General features: G+C 68.9%; 12 protein-coding genes. 7 read left to right on the top strand and 5 right to left on the bottom strand.

The annotated features are described in order from the left end of the window. Positions 1-65: 65 nt before the first annotated feature. Both V5F74_RS12295 and V5F74_RS12290 read right to left on the bottom strand, forming a co-directional pair. On the bottom strand, positions 66-1907 hold the full coding sequence (locus V5F74_RS12295) for an SH3 domain-containing protein (protein WP_394008902.1): 1842 nt from the start codon (positions 1905-1907) through the stop codon (positions 66-68). 156 nt (positions 1908-2063) lie between these two features. Further along, the gene (locus V5F74_RS12290; protein ID WP_029558971.1) at positions 2064-3488 is read right to left on the bottom strand and encodes a helix-turn-helix domain-containing protein; all 1425 of its coding nucleotides are present in this window, start codon (positions 3486-3488) and stop codon (positions 2064-2066) included. A 273-nt stretch (positions 3489-3761) separates the two neighbouring features. On the opposite strand from V5F74_RS12290, the gene V5F74_RS12285 reads away from it, so the two are divergent. The 7 genes from V5F74_RS12285 to V5F74_RS12255 all read left to right on the top strand — a co-directional run bounded on the left by V5F74_RS12285 (position 3762) and on the right by V5F74_RS12255 (position 14541). Further along, complete coding sequence (locus V5F74_RS12285) at positions 3762-5294, top strand: acyl-CoA carboxylase subunit beta (protein ID WP_029558972.1); 1533 nt, start codon at positions 3762-3764, stop codon at positions 5292-5294. Positions 5295-5551: 257 nt separating this feature from the next. Beyond that, the gene (locus V5F74_RS12280) at positions 5552-7579 is read left to right on the top strand and encodes an acetyl-CoA carboxylase biotin carboxylase subunit (RefSeq protein ID WP_250168111.1); all 2028 of its coding nucleotides are present in this window, start codon (positions 5552-5554) and stop codon (positions 7577-7579) included. Between the two features lie 191 nt (positions 7580-7770). After that, positions 7771-9000 (top strand): class I SAM-dependent methyltransferase, encoded by a 1230-nt coding sequence (locus V5F74_RS12275; protein ID WP_394008332.1) that lies wholly within the window; start codon positions 7771-7773, stop codon positions 8998-9000. 217 nt (positions 9001-9217) lie between these two features. Beyond that, positions 9218-11059 carry a methylmalonyl-CoA mutase subunit beta gene (locus V5F74_RS12270; protein WP_394008330.1) on the top strand — a complete coding sequence of 614 codons (1842 nt, stop codon included), beginning with the start codon at positions 9218-9220 and terminating at the stop codon, positions 11057-11059. A gap of 36 nt (positions 11060-11095) precedes the next feature. After that, a complete protein-coding gene (locus tag V5F74_RS12265) occupies positions 11096-11479 on the top strand; it encodes a hypothetical protein (protein ID WP_029558977.1) in 384 nt (127 codons plus the stop codon). Positions 11480-11494: 15 nt separating this feature from the next. Further along, positions 11495-13651, top strand: coding sequence for a methylmalonyl-CoA mutase (gene scpA / locus V5F74_RS12260; protein WP_029558978.1), 2157 nt, complete (start codon positions 11495-11497; stop codon positions 13649-13651). Continuing rightward, a complete protein-coding gene (locus V5F74_RS12255; RefSeq protein ID WP_394008327.1) occupies positions 13648-14541 on the top strand; it encodes an MBL fold metallo-hydrolase in 894 nt (297 codons plus the stop codon). Before scpA ends, V5F74_RS12255 begins: the two co-directional genes overlap by 4 nt. Positions 14542-14551: 10 nt before the next feature. Here V5F74_RS12255 and V5F74_RS12250 read toward each other — a convergent pair whose 3' ends face one another. The 3 genes from V5F74_RS12250 to V5F74_RS12240 are packed head-to-tail and all read right to left on the bottom strand — an operon-like array spanning position 14552 to position 16748. Then, positions 14552-15124 carry a UbiX family flavin prenyltransferase gene (locus V5F74_RS12250; RefSeq protein ID WP_394008325.1) on the bottom strand — a complete coding sequence of 191 codons (573 nt, stop codon included), beginning with the start codon at positions 15122-15124 and terminating at the stop codon, positions 14552-14554. A gap of 5 nt (positions 15125-15129) precedes the next feature. Continuing rightward, positions 15130-15948, bottom strand: a complete 819-nt coding sequence (locus tag V5F74_RS12245; protein ID WP_394008323.1) for an ABC transporter ATP-binding protein — start codon at positions 15946-15948, stop codon at positions 15130-15132. Then, the gene (locus V5F74_RS12240) at positions 15939-16748 is read right to left on the bottom strand and encodes an ABC transporter permease (RefSeq protein WP_394008321.1); all 810 of its coding nucleotides are present in this window, start codon (positions 16746-16748) and stop codon (positions 15939-15941) included. The genes V5F74_RS12245 and V5F74_RS12240 overlap by 10 nt, the downstream gene beginning before the upstream one ends. Positions 16749-16755: the final 7 nt, after the last annotated feature.

Here is a 16755-nt window from a genome sequence, read left to right as displayed (position 1 = left end):
GCACGTCGATGGGCGGGGCCCCGAAAGCGAAGAGCCCGGCCTTGCGGCCGGGCTCTCCTTTGCGTTCAGCGCGGTTGCGGGCAGTCCGGGCCCTGGCACCGGTTGCCGCCGCCCCCGCCCTGCTGCGGCTGCGGCCGCTGCTGCGGGGGTTGCGCCTGCTGCTGCGGCGGGCGCTGCTGTTGCTGCTGCTGGATCAGCTGCTGGCGCTGCTGCTGGTACTGCTGACGCTGCTGCTGCATCTCCTGCTGACGCTGCTGATTCATCTGCTGAATCTGCTGCTGCTGTTGCTGACGCTGCTGCTGCATCTGCTGCTGGCGCTGCTGGATCTGCTCCTGCTGGCGCTGCTGCATCTGCTGTTGCTGCTGCTGGCGTTGCTGGACCTGTTCCTGCTGGCGCTGTTGCTGCTGCTGGCGCTGCTGGATCTGTTCCTGCTGACGCTGCTGCATCTGCTGCTGACGCTGCTGGATCTGCTCCTGCTGTTGCTGCTTCAACTGCTGTTGCTGCTGCTGGCGCTGCTGGTTCAGTTCCTGCTGTTGCTGGCGCAGCTGCTGCTGGCGCTCGGCCGGCGACGGCTGCCCCGGACGCGCACCCGGCTGGCCGGGTTGCCCCGGCTGGACCTGCCCCGGAGGCACACCGGGCTGACCCGGACGACCGCCGGGCTGACCAGGCTGGCCGGGCTGCACCTGTCCCGGAGGCACGCCGGGCTGACCCGGTCGACCGCCGGGCTGACCGGGCTGGCCGGGCTGCACCTGTCCCGGAGGCACACCGGGCTGACCCGGGCGACCGCCGGGCTGACCGGGCTGGCCGGGCTGGACCTGTCCCGGAGGCACGCCGGGCTGACCCGGGCGACCGCCGGGCTGACCAGGCTGGCCGGGCTGCACCTGCCCCGGAGGCACACCGGGCTGACCCGGACGACCGCCGGGCTGACCGGGCTGGCCGGGCTGGACCTGTCCCGGAGGCACGCCGGGCTGACCCGGGCGACCGCCGGGCTGACCGGGCTGCACCTGTCCCGGACCGCCGGGCTGGCCGGGAGCTCCCGGATTGCCAGGACCGCCCGGACCTCCGGGCTGACCGGGACCACCGGGATAGCCAGGGCCACCCGGTCCACCGGGGCCACCGGGATAGCCGGGACCGCCAGGACCGCCGGGCTGACCGGGGCCGCCGGGATAGCCGGGGCCACCCGGTCCACCGGGACCACCAGGATGACCGGGACCGCCAGGACCACCGGGATAGCCGGGACCACCAGGATGACCGGGACCGCCAGGACCGCCGGGCTGACCGGGACCACCGGGATAGCCGGGGCCACCCGGTCCACCGGGACCACCCGGATAACCGGGACCGCCAGGACCGCCGGGACGTCCGGGAGGATAGCCGGGGCTGCCGGGGTAGCCGGGCTGGCCCCAATTGGGCGGCGGGCGCGGGGCATCCGGCGGCGGCCGCATGCCGGGAGGCGGCACGTAGCCGGTGCGCCACCAGCCGGGCGGACGCGGGCCGGGAGGCGGCGGGCCCCAGCCGGGACGCGGCCGCGGGTTATAGACCTCCCAGCGGTAGCGATCCGCATACCAGGGCTGGTTCACATAGATGGGGCGGTTGACGTAATAGGTGTTCCAGTACTGGGAGGCGGCGAAAGCCACCACCGGCACGCCGATGGCGGCCACGCCCCAGTCGGGCAGCACGGCGGTGCGGCCCTGCTGCTCGTAGCCGATGTACTCGCTGTACACCCAGCCACGGAAATCCTGCCAGATCACGTCGCACCAGGACTCGTCCTGGAGGCAGCCTTCCACCTCGATGGGCGAGCCATCGGGGATGACGCCGAGGCTGGGGAATTCGGTATCCGGCCCCGTCCGGATGTTGACGTTTGCCGTGGAGAAGGCCGGCGCGGCCTGCGCCGAAACGATCCCCGCCATGGCCAACCCGGCTACCCAGCCGGTCAGCTTCAGCACCCTCATGGACCACTCCCATGCGACTCGCATTGAGCCGATGAGGATACTTTAAACCCGCGCTCATGGCGTTTCGTGTGCGCAGGCAAGGCGTTTCGCAAGCGCAGGCGCGGCCGAATTGCGTCAGGAGATGGTGAACGGGACGATATCGCGCACGTTCTCGTCGATGCGGATGTCGCGGTCGAGGGGCGGAAAGGCCCTGAGATCGCAGTCGCGGCGGGGGCAGATGCGGCAGGAGACGCCGAGCTTCGCCACCGGCGCCGCCTTCAGGTCCAGCCCGTCGGCGTAGACGATATCGTGGGCGAAAGAGACCTCGCAGCCGAGGCCGAAGGCATAGGCCCGCGCCGGCTGGCCATGGCGCAGCGCCGGGCTCGACACCGCGCGGGCGAGGCAGATGTAGCGGGCGCCGTCCGGCATTTCGCCTACCTGCACCAAAGTGCGGCCCGCCACCTCGAACGCCTCGTGCACGTTCCACGCCGCGCAAGCCCCGCCATGGCGGGCGAACTGGAAGCGCGTCGCCGAATGCCGCTTGGTGATGTTGCCGGCCCGGTCGACCTTGGCGAAATAGAAGGGCACGCCCTTCGCCCCCGGCCGCTGGAGGGTGGAGAGGCGGTGACACACCTGCTCCAGGCTCGCCCCGGTCTCCAGCGCCATGCGGTCGAGGTCGTGCCGCAGGCGGCGGGCGAGTTCGAGGAAGCGGCGATAAGGAAGTATCAACGCACCTGCGAAATAGTTCTGCAGCGCCAGCCGGCAGATCTCCCCCGCCGTCTGGCTGCGGAAGGCGCCGGACGACACCGTGTGCTCCACCAGCGCCCCATGCTCCAGCTGGGCCATGGTGACGGCCATGCGGAAGGCTCGCGTCGCCGCCGGCAGCACGCCGGAGAGCACCAGCCGCCGCGCCCGCGGATCGTAGCGGGAGAGGGGCGCGTCGGGGTCGGCCGGGCCGATCTCCACCTGCACCTGATGGCGGCGGGCGAGATGGGCGGCGATGGCCGCGCCGGGTTCGCCCCCTTCCATGATGCCGAGTGACGTTGCAGCATTTTCTGCCGCGCGATCAAGGCCATCCACGTAATTGTCAATGTAATGGAAGAAGTCGCGGACCTCCTCATAGGGGATCAGCTTGGACTCGTCCGCGCCCGGCGTGACGCCGGCCGTGATCATATCGTCGAGGGAGGCGCGCCACTCCGCCGTGCGGCGCAGCGCGACGTGCATCCGCAGAAAGGCGTGAGCGAAGGCGGGCGACAGGTTCGCCACCGCCTTCATGTCCTGAAGGCCGAGGTCGAGATCCTTGAACAGGGGGTCAGCCGCCGTCTCGCGCAGGTCGGCGACCAGCCGGTCGAGGTCTTCCGCGCCGAAGGAGGTGATGTCCACCGCGAAGGTGCGCGAGATGGCGATCAGCACCGAGGCCGTCAGCGGACGCTGGTTGCTCTCGATCTGGTTGATATAGGAGGGCGAGACGGCGAGGCGCTGGGCCAGCTCGCCCTGCTTCAGCCCCAGCTTCTCGCGCAGCCGGCGCACCGCGTGGCCGGCAAACACCTTCTGGCGCATGTCCCCTCCCGCACCTCTCAGCGGTAGTCGGCCGCGACTGACCTAACGTCCTGTACCGCCAGAGCTTCGAGTTCCGGAATGTGAATGATTTACAATTCGCAATGTCAATTTTTCACATATTCCAATGCATCGCAACTCCTGTTAGCCGAGTTGCGACGCACTTGCGGGAAACGCCTGCGGGCCTTGCGGGAAAGCCGGCGCGAAAGCTCTGGCGAGCGCGCGGGAACCCGCTAGTCTCAAATTTACCTCTGGCCTCATTGAAAGGCGCTCGGCATGAAGGACATCCTTGAGGAGCTCGAGAGCCGGCGGGGTGTCGCCCGCCTCGGCGGTGGCATCAAGCGCATCGAGGCGCAGCATGCCCGCGGCAAGCTCACCGCCCGCGAGCGCATCAGCCTGCTGCTCGATCGCGGCACGTTCGAGGAATACGACACCTTCGTGCAGCACCGCTGCGTCGACTTCGGCATGGAGGACCAGAAGGTCCCCGGCGACGGCGTCGTCACCGGCTGGGGCACCGTCAACGGCCGCAAGGTCTTCATTTTCGCCAAGGACTTCACGGTGTTCGGCGGCTCCCTCTCCGAGGAGCATGCGCGCAAGATCACCAAGATCCAGGACATGGCGCTGAAGACCCGCGCCCCCATCATCGGCCTGTTCGATGCCGGCGGCGCCCGCATCCAGGAAGGCGTGGCGGCGCTCGGCGGCTACGGCGAGGTCTTCAAGCGCAATGTGATTTCCTCGGGCGTCATCCCGCAGATCTCGCTCATCATGGGCCCCTGCGCCGGCGGCGACGTCTACTCCCCCGCCATGACCGATTTCATCTTCATGGTGCGCGACACCTCCTACATGTTCGTCACCGGCCCCGACGTGGTGAAGACGGTGACCAACGAGACCGTCACCGCCGAGGAGCTGGGCGGCGCCAAGGTGCACACCTCCAAGTCCTCGGTGGCCGACGGCTCGTTCGAGAACGACGTGGAGATGCTGCTGGAGACCCGGCGCCTCATCGACTTCCTGCCCGCCAACAATATCGACGGCGTGCCCGAGTGGCCCTCCTTCGACGATCCGGGCCGCACCGACGCCAGCCTCGACACGCTGGTGCCGGACAATCCGAACAAGCCCTACGACATGAAGGAGCTGATCCTGAAGGTCGTGGACGAGGGCGACTTCTTCGAGATCCAGGCGGCCTACGCCAAGAACATCCTCACCGGCTTCGGCCGCATCGAGGGGCGCACGGTGGGCTTCGTCGCCAACCAGCCCATGGTGCTCGCCGGCGTGCTCGACTCGGACGCCTCCCGCAAGGCGGCCCGCTTCGTGCGCTTCTGCGACGCCTTCGAGATCCCGATCGTCACCTTCGTGGACGTGCCCGGCTTCCTGCCCGGCACCGCGCAGGAATATGGCGGCCTCATCAAGCACGGCGCCAAGCTGCTGTTCGCCTATTCGCAGGCGACCGTGCCGCTCGTCACCGTCATCACCCGCAAGGCCTTCGGCGGCGCCTATGACGTCATGGCCTCCAAGCACGTGGGCGCCGACGTGAACTATGCCTGGCCCACGGCGCAGATCGCGGTGATGGGCGCCAAGGGCGCGGTGGAGATCATCTTCCGCCAGGACATGGGCGACCCGGACAAGATCGCCGCCCAGACCAAGAATTACGAAGAGCGCTTCCTCTCGCCCTTCGTCGCCGCCGAGCGGGGCTTCATCGACGAGGTCATCACGCCCCGCTCCACCCGCCGCCGCCTCGCCCGCGCGCTCGCCATGCTCCGCACCAAGAAGCTGGAGCAGCCCCCGCGCAAGCACGACAACATGCCGGTGTGAGGCCGGGATTTCGGTGATCTCCCTCTCCCCTTGCGGGAGAGGGCCGGGGTGAGGGGTATCGCGCCGCTGCGCCAGGCGCCGGGCAGCCCCCTCACCCGCCTCCGCTGCGCTCCGGCACCCTCTCCCGCCCGATCACGGCAGCCGCCGAGATCGGTCAGAAATGACGAAGACGGCAAAAGCCGACTTCGTTGGGGAGAGGGGAAACCCGGAGAGGACCGCAAAGAATTCAGCGCCGCTGGCGCAAAGGAACGAACGCCATGTTCTCGAAGATCCTGATCGCGAACCGGGGTGAGATCGCCTGCCGCGTCATCAAGACGGCGCGCAAGATGGGCATCAAGACCGTCGCCGTCTATTCCGACGCCGACAAGGACGCCCTCCATGTGGAGATGGCGGACGAGGCGGTGCATATCGGCCCGCCGCAGGCCGCCCAGTCCTATCTCATCGCCGAGAAGATCGTGGAGGCGTGCAAGAAGACCGGGGCCGAGGCGGTGCATCCCGGCTACGGCTTCCTCTCCGAGCGCGCCTCCTTCCCCAAGCTGCTGGCCGAGCACGGCATCGTCTTCATCGGCCCGAACCCCCATGCCATCGAGGCCATGGGCGACAAGATCGAGTCCAAGAAGGCGGCCGCCGCGGCCAGGGTCTCCACCGTGCCCGGCTATCTCGGCGAGATCGCGACTGGCGAGGAAGCGGCCAAGATCGCCGACGAGATCGGCTATCCCGTGATGATCAAGGCCTCCGCCGGCGGCGGCGGCAAGGGCATGCGCATCGCCTATTCCCGCGACGAGGTGCAGGACGGCTTCGACCGCGCCCGCTCGGAGGCGAAGTCCTCCTTCGGCGACGACCGCGTGTTCGTGGAGAAGTTCATCGTCGATCCGCGCCACATCGAGATCCAGGTGCTGGGCGACAAGCACGGCAACGTCATCTATCTCGGCGAGCGCGAGTGCTCCATCCAGCGCCGCAACCAGAAGGTGGTCGAGGAAGCCCCCTCCCCGCTGCTCGATGAAGCCACCCGCAAGAAGATGGGCGAGCAGGCCGTCGCCCTCGCCAAGGCGGTGGGCTACGACAGCGCCGGCACGGTGGAGTTCGTCGCCGGGCAGGACAAGAGCTTCTTCTTCCTGGAGATGAACACCCGCCTGCAGGTGGAACATCCCGTCACCGAGCTCATCACCGGCATCGACCTTGTGGAGCAGATGATCCGCGTCGCCGCCGGCGAGCCGCTGACTATCACTCAGGACGACGTGAAGCTCACCGGCTGGGCGGTGGAAAGCCGCATCTATGCGGAAGACCCCTACCGCAACTTCCTGCCCTCCACCGGCCGCCTCGTGCGCTACCGGCCCCCGGCGGAAGGCAAGGATGGCCCCATCACCGTGCGCAACGACACGGGCGTCTATGAGGGCGGGGAGATTTCCATCTTCTACGATCCCATGATCGCGAAGCTCGTCACCCACGCCCCCACCCGCGCCATCGCCATCGAGGCGCAGGCGGATGCGCTGGATGCCTTCGCCATCGACGGCATCGGCCACAACATCCCGTTCCTCTCGGCGCTGATGTCCCATCCGCGCTGGCAGTCGGGCAACCTCTCCACCGGCTTCATCGCCGAGGAATATCCCGAGGGCTTCGTCGCCCGCGCCCCGGAAGGCGAGCTGACGCACACGCTTTCGGCCGTGGCGGCGGTGATCGACCACATCCAGAACACCCGCAAGCGCCAGATCTCCGGCCAGACCTCCGGCGTGACGTGGCGCTTCGCCAAGCGCCGCATCGTCAACCTCTCGGCCGGCGAGGCGACGATCTCCACCCCGTGCGAGGTCGAGGCGGTGGACGGCGGCTTCAAGGTGCAGATCTTCGAGGCGGACGGCACCCCCGGCCACATCCACCTGCTGCGCTCCACCTGGAAGCCCGGCGACGTGGTGTGGACCGGCACCATCGATGCCGATCAGGTGGCGGTGCAGGTGCGCCCCATCCCCAACGGCTACGTGCTCGCCCATCGCGGCATCTCCACCAAGGCGCAGGTCTATACCGAGCTGTCCGCCTCGCTGGCGGCGCTGATGCCGAAGAAGGAGAATGCCGGCGGCGGCAAGGAACTGCTCTGCCCCATGCCCGGCCTCGTGGTCTCCGTCGCCGTGGTGCCCGGCCAGGAGGTGAAGAACGGCGAGATCCTCGCCATCGTCGAGGCCATGAAGATGGAGAACGTGCTGCGCGCCGAGCGCGACGGCATGATCAAGGCCGTCCACGCCAAGGCGGGCGACAGCCTCGCGGTGGATGCGGTGATCCTGGAATTCGCGTGATGCCGGGCTGGCGTCAGGCTATTTTCGGCCTGCGTCAGGGGATCGTCATGCCCGGGCTTGTCCCGGGCATCCACGTCGCGTCGCTGGCGCACTGTGCTCGGGTATGCTCCCGGACCATCCACGTGGATGGCCGGGACAAGCCCGGCCATGACGGTTCCTTCATTGTGGCGATCGCCCGGAAAGATCTCTGAATGCGCCTCCTCTCCCACCTCCTCAGCCGCTTCGTGGAAAAAGGCCAGCTCACGGTCATCACGGCCGATGGCAAGCGCCACGTGTTCGGCTCGGGCAAGGACGGCCCGTCCGTCACGGTGCGGATGCACGACAAGAAGCTGGAGCGCGACCTGTTCTTCAATCCGGAGCTGGTGGCGGCGGAGGCCTATATGGACGGCCGCCTCTCCTTCGAGGACGGGGCCGGCGCGTTCGAGCTGCTCAACCTGTTCTCGGTGAACCGCAAGGGCCTCGGCTCCCACCCGGTGCAGCAGGCGCTGCGCAAGGCGTGGCGCTCGGTGCGGCGGTTCCAGCAGGCGAACCCCGTTTCCAAGGCCAAGGAGAACGTCTCCTCCCACTACGACCACCCGGCGGACTTCTACCGGCTGTGGCTGGACGAGACGATGGCGTATTCCTGCGCCTACTTCACCCATCCCGACGAGCCGCTGGCCGATGCCCAGCGCAACAAGTTCCGCCATATCGCGGCGAAGCTGAACATCTCCCCCGGCATGCGGGTGGCGGAGATCGGCTCCGGCTGGGGCGGTCTCGCCATCTACATGGCGAAGGAGTGCGGCGCGCAGGTCACCGCCATCAACGTCTCGCCCGAGCAGCTGGCCGAGAGCCGGCGCCTCGCGCAGGCGGCGGGCGTCATCGACCGCATCGACTTCCGCGAGGTGGATTACCGCAACCTCACCGGCAAGTTCGACCGCGTGGTCTCCATCGGCATGATGGAGCATGTGGGCGTCGCCCATTTCGACGAATATTTCACCACCATCCGCAACCTGCTGGACACGGGCGGCTTCGCGCTCATCCACGCCATCGGCCGCATGTCGCCCCCCGGCACCACGGCGCCCTTCATCCGCAAGTACATCTTCCCCGGCGGCTATGTGCCGGCGCTCTCCGAGGTGTTCGCCTCCACCGAGCGCACCCACCTGTGGGTGGACGACTGCGAGGTGCTGCGGCTGCACTATTACTGGACCATCCGCGCCTGGCGCCGGAACTTCATGGCCCGTCGCGCGGAAGCCGATGCCATGATGGGCGAGCGCTTCGGCCGCATGTGGGAATTCTACCTCGCCGCCGTGGAGCTGGGCTTCCTGCACGGCTCCAACATGGTGTTCCAGCTCCTCCTCTCCGAGAAGCGCGACGACGTGCCGGTGATCCGCGACTACATCGTGGACGCCGAGCGCGCGCTCGCCGCGCGGGAGCGGCGGTGATGGAAACTCCCGTGCCCCGGACAAGCGACGGCGCAGCCGGAGTGCTGATCCGGGGCCCAGCGCACAGCTCCCGCGCAGCGGTCCATTCCCCCGCGCGGCAAGGGGCAGGCCGCCTTCGGCGCAGTCTCGCGCTGGATCCCGGCTCTCCTTCCGCTCCGCTTTGCTCCGCTCCAGTCGGCCGGGATGCGACCGACCCCTTCCCTCCCGAGGTCCTGACATGACCGACGCCACCGCCCTCCCCTTCGCAACCGACATCGCTCCCGTCACCCGCGCGGACTGGCTGAAGCTGGTGGAAGGCGTGCTGAAGGGCGCGCCCTATGACAAGCGGCTGGTGACGCGCACCTATGAGGGGCTGGCGCTCGATGCCCTGCCGGAGCGCAAGGCCGATGCGCCCATCGTCGCCGGCCGGCCGGCTGGCGCGCCCTGGGTCATCTCCATGCGGGTGGACCAGCCGGATGCGGCCGAGGCCAATGCGCAGGCGCTGGAAGACCTCGATGGCGGCGCCTCCGGCCTGTCCCTCGTCTTCTCTGCGTCCCCCTCAGCCCACGGCTTCGGCCTGCCGGAGGGCGCCGACCTCTCGCTCGTCCTGAAGGACGTGCTGCTCGACCTCATCGACGTGCGCATCGAGAGCGGCGCCTTCCAGGGCCGCGAGGATGCCCTCGCCTTCGCCGATCTCGTGGAGGCGCGCGGCTTCAAGCCGGAGGGCGTCTCCGTCTCCTTCGGCCTCGATCCCTTAAGCGATTTCGCCGCCCACGGCACCCTGCCCATGGCGTGGCCGCTCTTGGCCAAGCGCTTCGCCGAGACCTCGGCCATCCTCAAAGCCCGCGGCTTTGCCGGCCCCTTCGCCCGGGCGGACGGCGGCGTCTATCACGCGGCCGGCGCCTCGGATGCGCAGGAACTGGCGGCGGTGCTCGCCACCATGGTCGCGTACCTCAAGGCCTATGCCGAGGCCGGCATCGCGCTGGAAGAGGCCTCTGGCCGCATCGAGGCAGCTTTGGTGGCCGACGTGAACCAGACCGCCACCATCGCCAAGTTCCGCGCGCTCCGCCTGCTGTGGGCCGCCGTGCTGCGCGAATGCGGCCTGCCGGAGAAGCCGCTGAAGCTGCACGGCACCACCGCGTGGCGCTCCCTCACCCGCCGTGATCCTTATGTGAACCTGCTGCGCAACACGGTCGCCGCCTTCGCCGCCGGCGTCGGCGGGGCGGACAGCGTGACGGTGCTGCCCTTCACCCAGGCGCTGGGCCTGCCGGATGCCTTCGCCCGCCGCCTCGCCCGCAACACGCAGGTGATGCTGCTGGAGGAGAGCAACGTCCACCGCGTCGCCGATCCCGCCGCCGGTGCCGGCGCCATGGAGGCGCACACGGACGGCCTCGCCGCCAAGGCGTGGGACCTGTTCCGCACCATCGAGAAGCGCGGCGGCATGGCCGACGTGCTGGAGGACCGCTGGTTCAAGGCCGAGATCGCCGAGGTGAAGGCCAAGCGCGACGCCGACGTCGCCACCCGCAAGGCCCCCATCACCGGCACATCGGAATTCCCCATTCTGGTGCAGGAGGTGCCGGAGGTGCTGGCGCCGCTGCCCCCCACCGCTCCGGTGGCGGACGGGGCGCTTGCCCCCACCCGCATCGCCGAGGCCTTCGAGGCCCTGCGCGACACCGCCGAGGCCGCGCCCAGGGCGCCGGTCGTCTTCCTCGCCGCCCTCGGCCCGGTGGCCGCCTTCACCGCCCGCGCCACCTTCGCCAAGAACTTCTTCGAGGCCGGCGGCATTGCCGCCTCGGTGCCGGACGGCTTCGCCGACCGCGACGCGCTGGTCGCCGCCTTCAAGGCGTCGGGCACGCCCTTTGCCTGCCTCGTCTCCTCCGATGAGGTCTACGGCGCCGAGGGCGTGGCGGCGGCCGAGGCGCTGAAGGCGGCCGGCGCCACCGCCGTCTGGCTCGCCGGCAAGCCCGCCGCCGAGCTTCAGGCGACGCTTGCGCCCGCGGGCGTCACCGACTTCATCTTCGCCGGCTGCGACGCGCTGGAAACGCTGACTCGCGCACAGGTTGCGGCCGGCCTAGAATGACTCCACTGGCATTCATCCCCTCAGGGCAGGGACGCAATGACACTGGCCTTGAATCTCAGATTCGATCTGGCCCGGCTCACCGATGCCGAGCTGGCGCAAAGGTGCGACGCCATCTGGGCCGATGTGGATCAGATGCAGGACGACCGCGGAACGATCCGCACCTCGCCGCGCTGGCGCGGGCCGGTGCGTCACCCGCGCGCCTATCTGTTCTGGGCCATGGTGCGCGGCAGCAGCGCGGAGGAGCTGGAGATCCTGCTCTCCGCCTTCGCCGCCAACACCTCGCTTGCGGATGTGGTGTCGCGCCTGCCGCGCATCCGGCTGCATCTGGCGCTGTGCGAGATGCAGGACATTCTGGACGAGATGAAATCCCGGACCCGGTCGCCGCTCAGGCCTGCGCCGTCGCGACCCGAGTCCATTTGAGCTAGGATGGATGCCATGAGCCGGATCCCCAATTTCGCCGAGATCGACTGGCGCGCCGCCGCCCCCGCTGTCCCCTCCGCCGCCGCCGAGGCGTGGACGACGCCCGAGGGCATTCCGGTGAAGCCGCTCTACGGCCCGGCGGACATCGAGGGGCTCGGCTACATCGACACCTACCCCGGCATCGCGCCCTTCCTGCGCGGGCCGTATGCGCCCATGTACGCCACCCAGCCCTGGACCATCCGCCAATATGCGGGATTCTCCACGGCGGAGGATTCCAACGCCTTCTACCGGCGCAACCTCGCCGCCGGCCAGAAGGGCCTCTCTGTGGCCTTCGACCTCGCCACCCATCGCGGCTATGACTCGGACCACCCCCGCGTCGCCGGCGACGTGGGCATGGCGGGCGTCGCCATCGACAGCATCTACGACATGCGCACCCTGTTCTCCGGCATCCCGCTGGACCAGATGAGCGTGTCCATGACCATGAACGGCGCGGTGCTGCCGATCCTCGCGCTCTATGTGGTGGCGGCGGAAGAACAGGGGGTGGCGGCCTCCAAGCTTTCGGGCACCATCCAGAACGACATTCTCAAAGAATTCATGGTGCGGAACACCTATATCTATCCGCCCGCACCCTCCATGCGCATCATCTCGGACATCTTCGCCTTCACCTCGAAGGAGATGCCGCGCTTCAACTCCATCTCCATTTCCGGCTACCACATGCAGGAAGCCGGCGCGACGCAGGACCTGGAGCTGGCCTACACGCTGGCGGACGGCGTGGAATACGGCCGCGCCGGTGCCGCCGCCGGCCTGCCCATCGACGTGTTCGCGCCGCGCCTCTCCTTCTTCTGGGCCATCGGCATGAACTTCTACATGGAGGTGGCGAAGCTGCGCGCCGCCCGCCTCCTGTGGACGCGCCTGATGACCGACCTCGGGGCCAAGAACCCCAAGTCCCTGCCGCTCCGCACCCATTCCCAGACCTCCGGCTGGTCGCTCACCGCGCAGGACGTGTTCAACAACGTCATGCGCACGGCCATCGAGGCCATGGCGGCCACCCAGGGCCAGACCCAGTCTCTGCACACCAATGCGCTTGACGAGGCGCTGGCGCTGCCCACCGACTTCAGCGCCCGCATCGCCCGCAATACCCAGATCCTGCTCCAGCAGGAGAGCGGCACCACCCGCCAGATCGATTTGTGGGGCGGCTCCTATTTCGTGGAAAAGCTCACCGCCGATCTCGCCGCCAAGGCGTGGGCGCACATCCAGGAAGTCGAGGCGCTGGGCGGCATGGCCAAGGCCATCGAGGCCGGCATCCCCAAGCTGCGCATCGAGGAGGCCGCCGCCACCACCCAGGCCCGCATCGACGGCGGGGCGCAGACCGTGGTGGGCGTCAACAAGTTCAAGCCGCTCAAGGACCGCCTCATCGACGTGCTGAAGGTGGAGAACGCCACCGTGCGCGCCGCGCAGATCGACAAGCTGAACCGCCTCAAGGCCGAGCGGAACCCGGCCGAGGTGGCTTCCAAGCTCGAAGCCCTCACCAACGGCGCCGCCGGCAACGGCAACCTTTTGGCACTCGCCATCGAGGCGGCGCGGGCCAAGGCCACTGTGGGCGAGATTTCCGACGCGCTGGAGAAAGTGTTCGGCCGCCACCGCGCGGAGATCCGCGCCATCTCCGGCGTCTACAAGCGCGAGGCTTCCGCCATGACGGACAAGGTGGGCAAGGTGCAGAAGCTGGTGGAAGCCTTCGAGACCGCCGAAGGCCGCCGCCCGCGCATCCTCGTCGCCAAGGTGGGCCAGGACGGCCACGACCGCGGCCAGAAGGTCATCGCCTCCGCCTTCGCCGACCTCGGCTTCGACGTGGACATCGGCCCCCTCTTCGCCACCCCCGAGGAAGCCGCCCGGCAGGCGGTGGAGAACGACGTGCATGTCGTCGGCATCTCCTCGCTGGCCGCCGGCCACCTCACCCTCGTGCCGGCGCTGAAGGCGGCGCTGGAGGCGGAAGGGCGCGGCGACATCATGGTGGTGGTGGGCGGCGTCGTGCCCCCGCAGGACTATGAAGCCCTGAAGGCCTTCGGCGCCGAAGCCATCTTCCCGCCCGGCACCGTCATCGCCGACGCGGCGAAGGAGCTGCTGCACACGCTCTCCCACCGGCTGGGGCACACTCTCGAAGCGGCGGAGTGAACGGGGCGCAGGCCATCGCGCCGGGCTCCACCCTCAAGGTGCTGGAGCCCGCGCCCGGCGTGCTCGCCTTCTATGACGGGCGCATCCCCGGCGTGCGGTTGCATGGGTCGCAGGAGAACTGGCTGGATGATGGCGCCTTCGCCCTCGGCATTGCCTCCTATGCGGTGATCGATGGGGACGACGCCCTCGTCTACGACACCCACATCACCCTCGCCCACGCCCGCCTTATCCGCGCGATGCTGGAAGAGCGGGGCGCGCGGCGCATCCGCGTGGTGCTCAGCCACTGGCACGACGACCACGTGGCCGGCAACGAAGTGTTCGCCGATTGCGAGATCATCGCCAATCGCGAGACCGATGCCCTGCTCCGCGCCAACCGCGCCCGGCTGGAGGCGGCGGACCCGCCCATCAATCCGCTCATCCTGCCCAACCTTCTGTTCGAGGACCGCCTGTCGCTGACGGTCGGCGCTTTGCCCGTCGAGCTGGTCCATGTGGACATCCACAGCCGCGACGGCACCGTCGCGCTGCTGCCCGGCGGCATCCTCCTCGCCGGCGACACGCTGGAAGACCCCATCACCTATGTGGACGAGCCCGACCGCCTCGCCGCGCACCTGATTGGCCTTGAGCGCCTCGCGGCGCTGGGCGCGACGCGCATCCTGCCCTGCCACGGCGCACCCGAAGTGATCGCCGCGGGCGGCTACGGGCCGGCGCTCATCGACGCGACGCGGCTCTATGTGGAAAAGCTGCTCAGGCTGAAGGACGAGCCAGTGCTGGCGGGGCTTGACCTGCGCGCGTTCGCGGCAGAGGCCTTTGCCACGGGCGCGATTTCGTACTTCGAGCCCTACGAGGCGGTCCACCGGCGTAATGTGGAGGCGGTGACGGCGCTCGGCTGAGCGCCCCCGCTCAATCCACGCCCTTTCCGTTCCAGCGCTTCGTCGTCGGCAAATCGAGGCCGAACAGATCGAGGGCGCGGGCGATGGTCTGGTCCACGATGTCGAGGATGGACGTGGGCCGGTGGTAGAAGGCCGGCACGGGGGGCATGAGGATGGCGCCGTTGCGGGTGGCCTGCGCCATCAGCTCCACATGGCCGGCGTGGAGCGGGGTTTCCCGCAGCAGCAGCACCACGCGGCGCCGCTCCTTCAGGCACACGTCGGCGGCGCGCACCACCAGCTCGTCATTGTAGCAATGGGCGATGCCGCTCAGCGTCTTGATGGAGCAGGGCGCGACCAGCATCCCCTCGGTGACGAACGAGCCCGAGGACACGCAGGCGCCGATGTCCTTCGGATTGTGGACGTGGTGGGCGAGGGCGCGCACCGCATCCGGCGTGAAGTCGGTCTCGGCGATGATGGTGCGCGCTCCCGAGGCGGAGAGCACGAGATGAGTCTCGACCCCGCCCCGCTCCCGCAGCAGCTGGAGCGCGCGGATGCCGTAGATGGCGCCCGACGCGCCGGTGATGGCGACCAAAAGACGTTTCATGACATTCAGTCCGGCAGCGCCAGATCCGACCAGATCGCCTCGGTCAGTTCGGTGAAGGCCGGATCGCTGCGCATGGCCCGCATGTGTCGGGGTCGGAGCAACTCGACCCGGTACTCGGCGAGAATGCGGGCCGGGCGGGCGCTGAACACCACCACGCGGTCGGCCAGCGCCACCGCCTCCTCGATATCGTGGGTGACGAAGATGATGGAGCGGCGCTCCGCCTCCCACACCCTCAAGAGTTCGAGGCCCATGGCGATCTTGGTCTGGTAGTCGAGCGCGCCGAAGGGCTCGTCCATCAGCATGAGGGAGGGGCGATAGGCCAGGAGGCGCCCCAGCGACACGCGCTGGCGCATGCCGCCCGAAAGCTGCTTCGGCCATGCAGTCTCGAAGCCGTCGAGCCGCAGCAGCTTGATGAGCCGCGCCACCTGCGCCGCCTGCTCGCCGGAGGGCGTGCCGCCCAGCTCGGCGCCGACGCGGATGTTCTCGGCCACCGTCCGCCACGGCAGCAGCGCGTCCTTCTGGAACATGAAGCCCACCTTGGGCGGCGGCGACGTGACCGCCACCCCGTCCACCTCGACCCGCCCGCCGGACGGCTTCAGCAGCCCGCTGATGGCGCGCAGGATGGTGGACTTGCCCGAGCCCGACGGCCCCACCACGGCGACGAACTCACCCTCCGCCACATCCAGCGAGATGCCCGAGACCACCTCCAGCGGCGGTAGGTCCGGCCGGGGGAAGGAGATGCAGAGGTCTTTCAGCGCGGCGCGGGGCCTCGGCGTTTCGGCGGTCAGCGCCAGGTCAGTCAGCGCCAAGTCGTTTAGCGCCATGTGATCATCCTCCGCTCGACGAAGCCGACAAGCTGGTTGGCCAGCATGGCCAGCACCATCAGCACGATGAGGCCGGTGAAGACGCCTGTTGTGTCGAGCTGGCCGCCGCGGCTTTCCACGTACCAGCCGAGGCCCCGGTTCGCGCCGATCAGCTCGCCCACCACCGCGCCGATGAGGGCGAGGCCGATGCCGATGCGGAACGAGGCGAGGATCCACGGCGTCACCGCCGGCAGCAGCACCCGGCGCACCAGATAGAAGCGCCCGGCACGCATGGACCGCATGAGGTCCAGATGGTCGGGATCGATGGTGCGGATGCCCTCCATGACGTTCATCAGGAAGATGAACACCACCATGGTGAAGGCCATCATGATCTTGGAAAACAGGCCGATGCCGAACCACAGGATAAACAGCGGCGCCAGCGCCACGCGCGGCAGGCCGTAGAGCCCCATGATGACAGGGTCGAGGGTGCGGGCGACTTCCGGCGCGCGGGCCAGCACGATGCCGAGCGGGATGCCGATCACCGCCGCGAGCACGAGCCCGGCGCCCGCCTCCTGCAACGTGGTGCTGGTGTGCAGCCACAATTCGCCGTTGAGAGCGAGCTCCCACAGCCGCGCCGCGATCAGGCTCGGCCGGCTGCTCCAGAACGGATTGAAGAGAGTGTAGGAGGCGAGCTCCCACAGGCCGAGCAGGACGGCGATGAGGCCGATCTGCCGCAGCCCCGTCGCGCCGATCCCGAAGGAAAAGCTCCGCCGTCCCGGCCGGGCGAAGGCCGGCCCGCGCGTGGTGATGCTGTCGCTCATGCGGCGC

Origin of the sequence: Xanthobacter aminoxidans, assembly GCF_043193615.1 — a bacterium.
Taxonomy (GTDB): Bacteria; Pseudomonadota; Alphaproteobacteria; order Rhizobiales; family Xanthobacteraceae; genus Xanthobacter; species Xanthobacter aminoxidans.
This window is presented reverse-complemented; position numbering and strand designations above follow the sequence as displayed.

Excerpts from the sequence above, each read along its gene's own strand:
- V5F74_RS12280 (WP_250168111.1), top strand. The coding sequence starts at position 5,552 with ATGTTCTCGAAGATCCTGATCGCGAACCGGGGTGAGATCGCCTGCCGC.
- V5F74_RS12265 (WP_029558977.1), top strand. The coding sequence starts at position 11,096 with ATGACACTGGCCTTGAATCTCAGATTCGATCTGGCCCGGCTCACCGAT.
- V5F74_RS12290 (WP_029558971.1), bottom strand. The coding sequence starts at position 3,488 with ATGCGCCAGAAGGTGTTTGCCGGCCACGCGGTGCGCCGGCTGCGCGAG.
- scpA (WP_029558978.1), top strand. The coding sequence starts at position 11,495 with ATGAGCCGGATCCCCAATTTCGCCGAGATCGACTGGCGCGCCGCCGCC.
- V5F74_RS12270 (WP_394008330.1), top strand. The coding sequence starts at position 9,218 with ATGACCGACGCCACCGCCCTCCCCTTCGCAACCGACATCGCTCCCGTC.
- V5F74_RS12240 (WP_394008321.1), bottom strand. The coding sequence starts at position 16,748 with ATGAGCGACAGCATCACCACGCGCGGGCCGGCCTTCGCCCGGCCGGGA.
- V5F74_RS12275 (WP_394008332.1), top strand. The coding sequence starts at position 7,771 with ATGCGCCTCCTCTCCCACCTCCTCAGCCGCTTCGTGGAAAAAGGCCAG.
- V5F74_RS12295 (WP_394008902.1), bottom strand. The coding sequence starts at position 1,907 with ATGGCGGGGATCGTTTCGGCGCAGGCCGCGCCGGCCTTCTCCACGGCA.
- V5F74_RS12245 (WP_394008323.1), bottom strand. The coding sequence starts at position 15,948 with ATGGCGCTAAACGACTTGGCGCTGACTGACCTGGCGCTGACCGCCGAA.
- V5F74_RS12285 (WP_029558972.1), top strand. The coding sequence starts at position 3,762 with ATGAAGGACATCCTTGAGGAGCTCGAGAGCCGGCGGGGTGTCGCCCGC.
- V5F74_RS12250 (WP_394008325.1), bottom strand. The coding sequence starts at position 15,124 with ATGAAACGTCTTTTGGTCGCCATCACCGGCGCGTCGGGCGCCATCTAC.